12 protein-coding genes are annotated in these 12829 nt (G+C 42.3%); 1 reads left to right on the top strand and 11 read right to left on the bottom strand.

Going from position 1 to position 12829, the window contains the following annotated elements:
• Nucleotides 1–17: 17 nt before the first annotated feature.
• On the bottom strand, nt 18–983 hold the full coding sequence (locus IPP86_05420) for an ROK family protein (protein MBL0137953.1): 966 nt from the start codon (nt 981–983) through the stop codon (nt 18–20).
• Nucleotides 984–1294: 311 nt separating this feature from the next.
• On the opposite strand from IPP86_05420, the gene IPP86_05425 reads away from it, so the two are divergent.
• On the top strand, nt 1295–1633 hold the full coding sequence (locus tag IPP86_05425; protein MBL0137954.1) for a DoxX family protein: 339 nt from the start codon (nt 1295–1297) through the stop codon (nt 1631–1633).
• A gap of 167 nt (nt 1634–1800) precedes the next feature.
• Here IPP86_05425 and IPP86_05430 read toward each other — a convergent pair whose 3' ends face one another.
• The 10 genes from IPP86_05430 to IPP86_05475 form a co-directional block, all read right to left on the bottom strand.
• A complete protein-coding gene (locus IPP86_05430; protein ID MBL0137955.1) occupies nt 1801–1995 on the bottom strand; it encodes a cold shock domain-containing protein in 195 nt (64 codons plus the stop codon).
• Between the two features lie 133 nt (nt 1996–2128).
• Nucleotides 2129–2578 carry a GatB/YqeY domain-containing protein gene (locus IPP86_05435; protein MBL0137956.1) on the bottom strand — a complete coding sequence of 150 codons (450 nt, stop codon included), beginning with the start codon at nt 2576–2578 and terminating at the stop codon, nt 2129–2131.
• Nucleotides 2579–2727: 149 nt separating this feature from the next.
• The gene (ftsZ, locus tag IPP86_05440) at nt 2728–4275 is read right to left on the bottom strand and encodes a cell division protein FtsZ (GenBank protein ID MBL0137957.1); all 1548 of its coding nucleotides are present in this window, start codon (nt 4273–4275) and stop codon (nt 2728–2730) included.
• A gap of 46 nt (nt 4276–4321) precedes the next feature.
• Nucleotides 4322–5629, bottom strand: coding sequence for a cell division protein FtsA (ftsA, locus tag IPP86_05445; protein MBL0137958.1), 1308 nt, complete (start codon nt 5627–5629; stop codon nt 4322–4324).
• Nucleotide 5630: 1 nt separating this feature from the next.
• On the bottom strand, nt 5631–6443 hold the full coding sequence (locus IPP86_05450) for a hypothetical protein (GenBank protein MBL0137959.1): 813 nt from the start codon (nt 6441–6443) through the stop codon (nt 5631–5633).
• A gap of 9 nt (nt 6444–6452) precedes the next feature.
• Nucleotides 6453–7847 carry a UDP-N-acetylmuramate--L-alanine ligase gene (locus IPP86_05455; protein ID MBL0137960.1) on the bottom strand — a complete coding sequence of 465 codons (1395 nt, stop codon included), beginning with the start codon at nt 7845–7847 and terminating at the stop codon, nt 6453–6455.
• Between the two features lie 5 nt (nt 7848–7852).
• On the bottom strand, nt 7853–8974 hold the full coding sequence (gene murG, locus IPP86_05460; protein MBL0137961.1) for an undecaprenyldiphospho-muramoylpentapeptide beta-N-acetylglucosaminyltransferase: 1122 nt from the start codon (nt 8972–8974) through the stop codon (nt 7853–7855).
• A complete protein-coding gene (locus IPP86_05465; GenBank protein ID MBL0137962.1) occupies nt 8961–10124 on the bottom strand; it encodes an FtsW/RodA/SpoVE family cell cycle protein in 1164 nt (387 codons plus the stop codon). Before IPP86_05465 ends, murG begins: the two co-directional genes overlap by 14 nt.
• Nucleotides 10125–10178: 54 nt before the next feature.
• Nucleotides 10179–11534: a UDP-N-acetylmuramoyl-L-alanine--D-glutamate ligase gene (murD, locus tag IPP86_05470; GenBank protein ID MBL0137963.1), complete on the bottom strand. Its 1356-nt coding sequence runs from the start codon at nt 11532–11534 to the stop codon at nt 10179–10181.
• 34 nt (nt 11535–11568) lie between these two features.
• Nucleotides 11569–12828 (bottom strand): phospho-N-acetylmuramoyl-pentapeptide-transferase, encoded by a 1260-nt coding sequence (locus tag IPP86_05475; GenBank protein ID MBL0137964.1) that lies wholly within the window; start codon nt 12826–12828, stop codon nt 11569–11571.
• Between the last annotated feature and the right edge of the window lies 1 nt (nt 12829).

A 12829-nucleotide genomic window follows, 5' to 3' on the forward strand; every position in this document is an offset into this window, starting at 1 on the left:
AATGATCATGTGTGATTTCAAACTAATTTTTTATCCAACTCCTTCCATGCAAGAGAAGCCGCGCCGAGGATGGCAGCATCATTTTCAGGCAAAGAAGATGGAAGAATTTTTATTTTGTTCTTATAGATATTCAGAAGATTCTTTTCGAAACTCAAAATTGTCGGATTAAAGAGAAGTTCTCCCGATTGCGCTAGCCCACCAAACAGAAATATTGCTTCCGGGCTTGTGTATGCGACACTATTTGCCAGCGCAAAACCAAGTAATTCTCCGGTATAATTGAATGCATAAAAGGCAGCTTCTTCTCCTGCCAAAGCCTTATCATAAATTGTTTTTGCATTGATCTTATGAAAATCAATGTTGTTGTACATAGCCGGATCATCATTTTTCAAAATCTCCAGATAGGTTTTAACAATTCCTGTTGCACTGCAATATTGTTCAAGGCAGCCTCTTCGCCCGCATCCGCACAACCGACCATGCTGGATGATGAGGGTATGACCTATTTCCCCTGCGAAACCATCATGGCCGTAAACCAATTCTCCATTCACAACAATACCACTCCCGAGTCCGGTACCCAGTGTGATGAATAAAAAATCCTTCATTCCTTTAGCTCCACCGAAGTACATTTCACCAAGGCTGGCGGCATTGGCATCGTTGGTAAGCACAGAAGGAACCTGAAGTTGATCGTGGAAATATTTGGCAAGAGGAATCACACCATACCATTTCAGATTGGGCGCGAATTCAATGGTGCCTTTGAAATAATTTCCATTCGGGGCTCCAATTCCAACTCCAACAATTTTTGCATCAAAATCAAAAGAGGCCAACTGTTTTTCTGCCTGTTTGCAGACAGCTTTTACAAGATCTTCGGCTTGTGGAAAATCGCTTGTAGCTATTACATTTTTCGGATAAATGTGTCCTTGCCGGTCCACAAATCCAAACGATGTGTTCGTACCTCCAATATCTATACCCAGCGCTAGTGTTTGCATAGAAATATCCGGAATCCGGCGATGCTTGATTCTGTTTTCTGAAAGCCAAAGTAAATGAAACTATTGAACGGAAATACTATTCCTTCCGAAGAAATCAGTTTCCAATCAGGTTTTTATTATCAAAAAAGCAATTTAATACAGAACTCTCAAATTCACCTGAATCATAATTTTTTAGAGAATTCCAATAAGGTTTGGAGTTTTGCTCGAAATAATCACATCATTCTCATTTTCAGTGATATATGCTTGATCTTCTCCGTTTGATTCGGCAACATTTGAATGATAATTAGTATTCATCCTAAAAACCATTATCTATGAATTTCATTCATAAAATTGAAACATGGGGTGATTTCCATCAGTCAAAATGGTTCGCATTACTCAGATTGAGTCTGGGATTGATCATTTTTTTCAAAGGGATTGTATTCATTCGCGACACTGGGGCGATTATTGGAATGATTGCAAACAGCGCTGGTTCTATTTACGCTGTTATGCTCGCTCAATATGTGGCGCTGGTTCCTTTCATGGGCGGCTTTTTAATTTCCATCGGATTGATCACCAGAGTTGCGGTTTTGTTCCAACTACCGGTGTTGATGAGTTTATGCGGACGCATGAACACACGTGAGGGATTTTGGATTTTGGATTGTAGATTTTAGATTGATGATTGTAGATTTATAAAATGGTTTGTGAGTCGACAATATTCTTCATTTGTTAAGGCTAAATAATCTAAAATCAGCAATCTAAAATCTACAATCCAAAATCTTAAATAAAAAAAAACGGGAACCTCGAAAAGGTTCCCGTGGCAGACGGTAGTTATTTTTCGTTACTGGATCTTTCTCACGTTAACTGCATTCTGGCCTTTTTTGCCATCAATAACTTCAAACTCTACTGAATCGTTCTCACGAACTTTTTCGATGAGACCGCTGTGGTGAACAAACACCTCAGCTGCGTTGTCATCAGCTACTATGAATCCGTATCCTTTGGACTCATTGAAGAATTTTACTTTACCGGTTTTCATTGGGTAATGGTTTACTTCACAAGGGTCAGCTGCAACCCGCGAGCAACTGCCGTTGCGAGTAATTAATTGTCAAATGCGGGTTTAGGAATTTCAAAGGTAATAATCTATTCCAAACACGCAAATCCTGAAAGGCCTAATTTCCGGAAAGGAGTTCTTTAACCAATTGGGAAACGATTTTATTATCGGCTTTTCCGGCAAAAAATTTAGATGCGGCACCCATTACTTTTCCCATTTCCTGTGGGGAACTGGCCCCAACTTCGGAAATAATTCTTTTTAATTCGGACCGGATTTCGCTTTCGTCCATTTGTTTTGGGAGGAATCGCTCGATCACAGCAATCTCTTCGAGTTCCGGTTTTGCCAGATCAGGACGATTTTGCTGCTGATAAATTTCAACAGATTCTTTTCTTTGCTTCACAAGTTTTTGAATCATTTTGATTTCATCCTCCGCGCTCATACTTGTTGCACCCGATGTTTTTGCCATCAGGATTCCTTGTTTGATCGCGCGCAATCCACGAACAGAAGCTTCGTCTTTTGCAAGCATAGCGGTTTTCAATTCGCTATTGATTCTTTCTTCGAGAGTCATGTTGTAGAATATTTAATTCCGGGTTAACCCGGTGTTTGCATTCAATGACGAAGATACAAATAAAAAAACCCTCCCCGTGAAGGGAGGGCAGGGATCAAAACTTAACATGAAAACTAATCGCGTAGACAGCTCACGGAAATTGCCGGGAATTAATCTACATTATCGTGTAAGAAAGAATTGTTCTGACGCAATTCTGTCTTTTTCTCATCTTCGTTGGTGAGCGTATATCTTGAAACACTGGATTCACTGGAATGAGGAACTGAATCCAGTTTGATATTCCTGCGTTTGTAAGCCGGCTCCTTTTCCATATCGGTAATATTTGTGTTTCCGATACGGTAGCTGAGTGATTTCAATTTGAGAATACGCTCACGGGATTTGCGAAGCTGTTCTTCCGTAGGATCCTCTTCCAGAGTATGATCATGAAGGTTGTAAACTACAGGATCTTTCTTCTCTGACGGTTCATCGCGTTTCTCAGCGATAGGTGTACCGATAGCTGATTCCTTACCGGCCGGACCTACATTGAATTCGAAACTGATTTCATTGCTTTCGGAGTAAGTCTCTTTATTTTCAGTAGTGTGAACCGATTCGTTTGACTTCATCAAAGTCGGCTCCATCGATGATGGCTCCTGGATCTGTTCTTTCTGAATAGAAGGAGCAGGATTAGCCGGAGTTTCTTTTCCGAGCACATGTACTACTTTCGCGGATTGTTTCACCACTTCAAGATCGTGACCCAGTTCTTCACGGGTTTTAAAACCGGTAGCGATGATTGTCACGTTGATTTTATCTCCAAGCGATTCTTCATGACAATTTCCCCAGATGATATCCGCTGTTAAACCGGCTTGCTCCTGGATGTAATCCGTGATTTCACCAATCTCATCCATAGTCACTTCACGTGTACCGGAAGCGATGTTCATGAGAATATATCGAGCACCTTTAATGTTATTGTCATTCAGCAGAGGCGAAGCCAATGCCTGTTCAACAGCTTTGATAGCTCTGTTCTCGCCTTCCGCCATGGATGAACCCATGATCGCAACTCCACTGTTCTGCACCGCGGTTTTTACATCTTCGAAATCCACGTTGATGTAACCTGTCACCGTGATAATTTCAGCGATACCTTTTGCCGCGGTTGTAAGAATATCATCGGCATGAGAAAAAGCTTCTGACAATTTCAGATTGCCGAACATTTCACGAAGTTTCTCATTCCGGATAATCAGGATTGTATCCACACTGCGCTTCAGTGCTTCGATACCTTCATCCGCCTGGATCTTACGTTTCTTTCCTTCGAAATCGAATGGAATTGTAACGATACCAACGGTGAGGATTCCCATTTCGCGGGCTGTCTGCGCGATAATCGGCGCTGCTCCGGTTCCTGTACCACCACCCATTCCGGCGGTGATGAAAACCATCCGGGTATTATCAAGAAGAATCCGGCGGATGTCTTCTATATTTTCAATCGCTGCATTTCTTCCGACTTCGGCGATAGATCCCGCTCCGCGTCCTTCGGTAAGGCTTGAACCCAACTGAACTTTCGAAGGTACAGGTGACATTTCAAGAGCTTGCGCGTCGGTATTGCAAATAATAAACTCCACACCCTTGATGCCCTGACGGTACATGTGGTTCACCGCATTGCTACCTCCTCCACCAACTCCAATCACCTTGATGATAGAGGTATGTTCTCTCTGAAGATCGAATTCCATGTGTAAATAGTTTTTGTTAAGTTTTATTTATTCCCTTTGTTGTTGATCACTTCAATTCATTATCGGGTTCCTCTTCGAAAATCTTTTTGATGGCATCAAAAAATCCACCACCTGTACGGCTTGGCGATACGAGTTTGCCAGGCTTTCCTTTCTTTTCGGAATCCTCCTTGTCGCGCATTTTTTTCTGAGCGAGTTTCTTTTTCTCCATTTCCTGAAATCCTTTGATGACCAAACCTACGCTGGTCGCATACATCGGACTCTTCAGTTCATCCGCGCCTTTTGCCAGATGCTCATTTGGGTAACCGATTCGGGTATCCATACCGGTAATAAACTCGACCAGCTGAACAATATGGCGCAATTGCGCGCCACCACCCGTGATCACAATTCCCGCAACAAGTTTTTTCTCAAAACCTGAATTTTTTATTTCGTAATAAACGTGCTCTACGATTTCTTCCATCCGGGCCTGGATGATGTTAGCCAAGTTGCGGATCGAAATCTCTTTTGGCTCCCTGCCGCGCAAACCGGGAATAGAAACGATTTCATTTTCCTGGTTCTCACTGGCCAACGCGGAACCGAAACGAAGCTTGAGCAGCTCAGCCTGACTGCGGATAATAGTACAACCCTCCTTAATATCTTCAGTAATAACATTTCCACCGAAAGGAATCACTGCAGTGTGCCGAATGACTCCATCCTGGAAAATAGCGATATCGGTAGTACCACCACCGATGTCCACCAACACAACTCCTGCTTCTTTTTCCTCATCGGTCAATACCGCTTCGGAAGAAGCAAGGGGCTCCAGAAACAATCCTTCTGTATGAAGTCCTGCCCTGTTTACACATTTGTAAATATTTTTCGCTGCAGTAACCTGTCCGGAGATGATATGACAATTGGCTTCCAGGCGGATACCAGACATTCCTATCGGATTTTTAATCCCCTGTTCGCTGTCGACGATATATTCCTGAGGAATCACATGAATGATTTCTTCTCCCGGAGGCATTGCCAGTTTGTACATGTCTTCAACGATCGCATCGATATCGGTCTGGCTGATTTCGTCCTCGAGAGAGTTACGCATTTTCTGTCCGCGGTGCTGCAAACTTTTTATGTGCTGACCGGCAATGCCGACATACACATTTCCAATTTCAACATTGGATCGCCCGGAAGCTTCCTGTACGGACATTTTGATGGACTCGATTGTATTCACGATGTTTGTTACGACACCACGGGTTACTCCCAGTGATTCGCACTTCCCATAGCCGAGAATATCAATTTTCCCAAACTCATTTTTTTTGCCGACAATCGTACAAATTTTTGTTGTACCGATGTCGAGACCTACAATGATATCGATCGTTTCCATCTTATTTTTTCGTGCAGACCACCTGGTCTTTGTATTTTAAATTAATGACTTTGTATTTGTTCCATCCTGTTTTATTTAAACCTTCAGTATAGAACAAAAACAATTTTTCAAACTTTTCTTCAATGTGTTGATCATCTCCTAAAACAATGGAATGATCTCCCACACGCGGTATCAATTCCAGATCCCCGTTGGCATTGACATAGATCTGTTCGATCTGTGCATTCCAGAAATCGTGGTGGTGAATATAATCTGCAACTCTGAATACTTTTTCAATCCGCGAAAGGTGAACACTCGTATCAACAGGATCTTCATCAATCACCCTTACACTTCTTTCAACTTCTTTATCGAAAATATATCCATTTGCAACAGGTACACGTGCTGTATATTTCTCCGACCTGGGCATGAAAACTCCTTTGTCGTCAATGTAAAAGCTTTCATTATTAAAGTTCATAATTCTTACTACAGGAAGACGTTGTTTTACTTCAATATTCAGCTTTCCATCAACGGTTGAAAATACTTCGGCTCTCGAAATGAATGGGTTGTTATTAATGATTTTTTCCAACAAAGCAATGTTGATAGAACTAACCGGCTGACCTTTCAATTCTCCAAACTTGTCGTGGAGGATATTTTGAATATCTGATGTTTCAACAAATGCGAATCCGGTTGAATCCTCTACCACAATGCGAACGTCAGTACAAAGAAGGTTCGCCTGCTTGCTTTCCGTAAACCCAACGGTCACGGCAAAAGCAATCAAGACAAGCACCCAGGTGCTCACTTTCCCTGCTTTTTTCCAGTTTATATTCATTTTCATCATGATAACTAATCAATTATGAACCAAAAGATATTCCCTGATCGGACTAACCAACTGATCAATGTCACCTGCTCCGAGGGTAAGCAAAACGTCAAACTCATGTTTATTAAGAATGCCGGGGAAGTCAGACAAATGTGCCAATGACTTATTTTGAAGTGTAACTTTATCAAGAATCAACCGGGAATCTACTCCGGGAATAGGTTTTTCCCGTGCAGGATAAATGTCAAGCAAGACCAAATCATCCAGCATCGAAAGGGAATTTGCAAAACCGTCGGCAAAATCCCGGGTTCGCGTGAACAGATGAGGTTGAAAGACACCCAGAATTTTCTTTCCGGGGTAAAGCTCCTTGGCGGATGCTATGCAGGCTCTCAATTCCTCAGGGTGATGAGCATAATCATCGATATAAATCACATTTCCATTCTTCACCTGGTAATCAAAACGTCTTTTGACTCCGGTATAAGCCGCCAGCCCTTGCCGGATTTTATCTTCTGCTATTCCGAGTTGCCTTGCAACAGCGATCGCCGCGACAGCATTTTCTACATTGTGCAGTCCGGGCATTTCTGAAGTCAGGTCCTTAATCGTCCCCAACTTATCATTCCAGTTAAAATGATAACGGTGATTCTCTATCCGGATTTCAGTAGCAGAATAATCGCTGTTTTTATCGACTGAATAATTGAAATAAGTGTGATCTCCCTGAACAGGACCAATAGGCAAATCTTTTTTATAGATCAACTTTCCTCCCGGCTTGAGTTGACGGGCAAATAAACGATAGGATTCTTCCATATATGTTTTGTCACCATAAATGTCCAGATGATCAGCATCCATGGATGTGATAACGGAAATATCCGGAAACAAAGTAAGGAAGGAACGATCGTATTCATCCGCTTCAACTACGACTGTGCTTTTTGCAGCACCTGAGCCAATGAGGAGGTTAGTATTGTAATTTTTTGTAATTCCTCCGAGAAACGCGGAACAATCTACTCCGGCATAACGAAGCAAATGAGCAATCATGGAAGATGTAGTGGTCTTCCCGTGTGTTCCCGCAACAGCGATGGTGAAACTGTTCTTTGTAATCAAACCCAACACTTCCGACCGTTTCATGACTACATAACCATTCGCCTTCAGAAAATTTAATTCCTGGTGATCCTTTGGCACTGCAGGTGTATACACTACCAGGGTTGTATTTTGCGCTTCATTATTTTTAACAATTGCAGAAGGAAGCAGAGAAACCTCATCCTTGAAATGCACCTCTATTCCTTCACGAATCAATTCATCTGTTAAAGGTGTTGGTGTTTTATCATACCCTGCTACTTGTTTTCCAATGGCTTTGAAATAACGTGCCAGCGCAGACATACCAATGCCTCCGATGCCGATAAAATAGACGTTATTTAGCTTATTGAAATCCACAAAATTTATCTTTTACTTTTATTTCCTGCCAACTCATATACAATCTCTGCGATTCTTTTTGCTGAATCCGGCAATGCCATTTTTTTTATCTCAGCAGACAATTGAATTTGCATTTTTTCATCATGAACCAAATCCAGTACCGCCTTTATCATTTCTGTTTTTGCATTCGCATCCTTCACCAGAACCGCTGCATTTCTGTTGACCAATGCCATCGCGTTCTTTGTCTGATGATCCTCCGCTACATTGGGAGAAGGCACCAATATGGAAGGTTTTCCGGTGAGGGTCAACTCCGAAACCGAACTTGCTCCTGCCCTGGAAATCACTACATCCGCTGCCGCATAAGCCAGATCCATTCGTTGAATAAACTCTGTTATACAAATCCCTTTCTTTATTGCTTCAGACTTCAGACCGGAAACTTTCGGAAAGAAAAACTTTCCTGTTTGCCAGATCATTTGAATATTCTCATCTGCAATTTTTTCCCAACCCTCCAACAGGCACTCGTTAATCGTTCTGGCACCCAGACTTCCGCCAATCACCAACACAGTCTTTTTTCCGTCTGATAAACCGAAGGCACGAAGTCCTTCCTCTTTTTTCCCTTCCAGATTAAGTATATCCTGTCGGACAGGATTACCGGTAAGCACAATCTTTTCTGCAGGAAAATACTTTTCCATGCCTTCATAGGCCACACAGATTCGCTGCGCTCGTTTTGAGAGAATCTTATTGGTGATTCCTGCAAATGAATTTTGCTCCTGGATCAGCGTTGGAACATGCATTGATCCCGCAGCATATAACAAGGGACCGCTGGCATAACCGCCAACACCTATCGCGACATCAGGTTTGAAAGAACGCACTATGGCTCTCGCTTTGAGAACACTTTGAATTATTTTGAATGGAAGTTTCAGATTTGACAAACTGAATTTCCGTTGTATGCCACTGATGTTTAATCCTTCAATCCTGTAACCTGCGGCAGGCACCTTCTCCATTTCCATCCGGCCATTGGCACCCACAAACAGGATTTCATTTTTTTCATTCATCGCCTTCAGCGCATTCGCGATGGCAATGGCCGGGAAAATATGTCCGCCCGTACCACCTCCGCTGATGACAACTCTTATCTCAGGCTGCTGCAAGCTCCTGTCCTCCTTCTTTTTTCTCTTTTTCTACCTGCCGGCTTACACTCAACACTATGCCAATGGAAATACTCGTAAACCATATGGATGTACCTCCCATACTCAGCAGGGGCAGGGGCTGACCGGTTACCGGAAACAAATTCACAGCGACGGCCATATTGATCATCGCCTGGAATACCAGGCTGAACGCGCATCCGATGGCAAGCAATGTTCCGAATGCCATCGGACTGTGATGAATAAACCGAATGACACGGAAGAATAACCAGATGTACAGGAAGATGATTAGCACACCTCCTATTAAACCATATTCTTCAATGATGATTGCATAGATGAAATCAGAATAGGGATGCGGAAGATAATTTCTTGCTTTGCTGTTCCCGGGGAATCTTCCAAACAATCCACCACCCGCGATAGCAATTTTAGCCTGATCGGTTTGGTAATTATCCTGATTGTCATCACTCGTAAATCTTTCAACCCTGGCTTTCCAGGTTTCTATTCGCCCTGTTTTACCAATAGCCAGGGAAACAACTATGAATAAAGTAAACAATACAATAGCAACACCGAAAAGACCCAGGATAAACTTCATGTTAATCCTGCCGATAAACATCAGAAAAGAACAGGAAATAAATAAAACAGCAGCTGTCGAAAAATTCGCCGGAAGAATCAATGCACAAATTCCTATTATTGGAAGGACAATGGGCAGAAACGCGCCTTTAAAACTTTTGATCTCATCTTGTTTTTTTGAAAGCATCCTCGCTACAAACATGATCAGTGCAAGCTTCGCGAAATCTGAAGTTTGAAATGTAATATTCATCCCGGGCAATGTTATCCAACGACTGGCTTCATTCAGATTTGTACCGCTGAACAAAGTCAAAATCAGCAATGGCAGGGAGAGAAGGAGCGCTATTGTTGAAAATTTCGAATAATAAGTATACCGAATAGCATGAGCTGCATACATCAATCCAAGTCCCAACACAAGAATAGACAGGTGCTTGATGAGATAATATTCAGTATTCCCGCTTTTGAATTTATATGCAAGCGTCCCCGTACTGCTGTACACTGCAAGTAATGAGAATATGGAAAGAATAAAGACGATTAACCAAATGGTTCTGTCGCCTTTAAAATATTTATCCAGCCAGGTAGCCTGCATTGTATTCGGGGATTTTTTGTGAAAGAAATCTGATGATGTTTAACTCAGCATTACTCAGAGCGCTTTCACCGCTTTTTTAAACTGGCGTCCACGATCTTCATAATTTTCGAACAAATCAAAACTCGCACAGGCCGGCGACAACAATACTACATCACCCTTCTTGCCAATTTTATAACTTGCCTGAACGGCTTCTTCAGCAGTGGAAGTCTCTACAATTTGTTCAACTACATCCTTAAACGCTTTGATGATTTTCTTATTGTCGGTACCCAGACAAACAATCGCCTTTACTTTTTCTTTCACGAGATCGTGAAGCATTGTATAATCGTTTCCTTTGTCAACGCCACCCAGGATCAAAACCACAGGGCGATTAAAACTCTCCAGAGCATACCATGTAGAATTTACGTTTGTAGCTTTTGAATCGTTGATAAATTCAATGCCGTGAACTGTCGAAACGTGTTCCAGACGATGTTCAACATTTCTGAAATCAGAAAGACTTTCGCGGACTACTTCTTTCCGGATTTCCAGAACGCGGGACGCAATGCCTGCCGCCATGGAATTATACAAATTGTGTTTACCCTGTAGTGCAAGTTCATGGATCAGCATAGAGAAGTGGGGTTGGTTGGTTAGTATGTTTATGATTATATTTTCATTTTCAAGCCACGCGCCTTCTTCAAGTTTCTTTTTGATAGAAAAAGGAAAGCGGTGAGCTCTGATATCGACCTCGCCGATATGAGCATTGGTGATCTCGTCATCCACGCAGTAAATAAATGCGTCAGTAGAGGTCATATTTTGTGTGATGCGGAATTTTGACATCACGTAATTTTTCAATTCATAGTCGTACCGATCGAGATGATCAGGAGTGATGTTTGTAAGAATCGCGATGTCACATTTAAAATCGTACATGCCATCCAGCTGGAAACTGCTCAGTTCGATGACATAATAATCATGATCCTTTTCAGCTACCTGCAGAGCAAGACTCTTCCCCACATTACCGGCCAGTCCTACATTCAAACCTGCTTTCTGAAGAATGTGATACGTCAGCAATGTGGTGGTCGTTTTACCATTGGTACCGGTAATACCAATCATCTTTGCTTTGGAATATCTCCCTGCGAATTCAATTTCGCTGATCACCGGAATTCCGGCTTTGCGAATTTTCTTTACGATCTCCGCTTTTTCAGGAATCCCAGGACTTTTTACAACTTCTGTAGCATTCAGAATAGAGTCTTCCGTATGCATTCCTTCTTCGAAACGAATCTGATGCTGTTCGAGTAGATTTTTGTACTGATCCTTGATTTTTCCTCCATCCGAAACAAATACATCATAGCCCTTTTTCAAACCAAGCACAGCAGCCCCCACTCCGCTTTCTGCGGCGCCGAGGATGACGAGTCTTTTCTGATTTGAAGTTTGCATTTGATCTGTTTATTTAATCCGACGAATTCAGCTTTTATCTCAATTTCAGCGTTACTACAGTGAAAATGGCCAGCATGATTCCGATGATCCAGAATCTTGAAACTATTTTCGCTTCGTGATATCCTAATTTCTGATAATGATGGTGCAAAGGAGACATCTTGAAGATCCTTCTTCCTTCACCATATTTTTTCTTTGTGTATTTGAAATAACTGACCTGGATCATGACAGAAAGATTTTCAACTACGAAAATTCCGCACAACACCGGAATCAGTAATTCTTTGCGAATGGCTATCGCGAATGTGGCGATGATTCCACCCAAGGCCAGACTGCCGGTATCGCCCATGAATACCTGGGCAGGATAAGCGTTGTACCATAGAAAACCCACGCAGGCTCCAACGAAAGCAGCGATGAACACCACCAACTCGCCTGCATTTGGGATATACATAATGTTCAGATAATTCGCGAACACTGTATTACCGGAGACATATGCCAAAATGCCGAGTGTAGCTCCGATAATTGCCGATGTCCCTGTTGCCAACCCATCGATTCCGTCGGTGATATTGGCTCCGTTCGAAACTGCTGTTATAATCAGAATGACAACCGGAATAAAAATGAGCCATGACCAGCGACGATAATCCGGTCCCATCCATTTCAGGAAGGACGCATAATCAAACTCGTGACTCTTTACAAAAGGAATTGTGGTCTTGGTGCTCTTCACGGACTGAGGAGAAACAAGAATATTTTCATTCTGACGAATATTCTCAATAACATTTGTCGCTTCGGTGTGCAGACGAATTTCACTCTTACTCGATTTCTCTTTTACAACAACATATGGATTGAAATATAGAGTGCAACCGATAATAAGTCCCAACCCAACCTGTCCCATAATTTTAAAACGACCGGCAAGTCCAGCTTTATCTTTTTTGAAAACCTTGATGTAGTCATCAATAAAACCTATCAGACCAAGCCATACAGTTGTAACGATCATGATGATGACATACACATTGAGCAATCGGGCAAATAATAATGTCGGAATGAGAATCGCGCCGAGCATGATCAAACCGCCCATGGTTGGCGTTCCCTGCTTTTCTTTTTGTCCATCAAGACCTAAGTCACGCACAGTCTCTCCAACCTGCATGCGATGCAGGTATTTGATAATGCTCTTACCAAAAATCAACGCGATGATGAGCGACGTAATGATCGCCAATGCTGCTCTGAACGAGATATACTGGAACACTCCTGCTCCCGGCAGGTCGAATTCTTTGTGTAAATATGCAAACAGGTAGTAGAGCATG

The organism is Bacteroidota bacterium, assembly GCA_016720935.1.
Lineage (GTDB): Bacteria > Bacteroidota > Bacteroidia > AKYH767-A > 2013-40CM-41-45 > JADKJP01.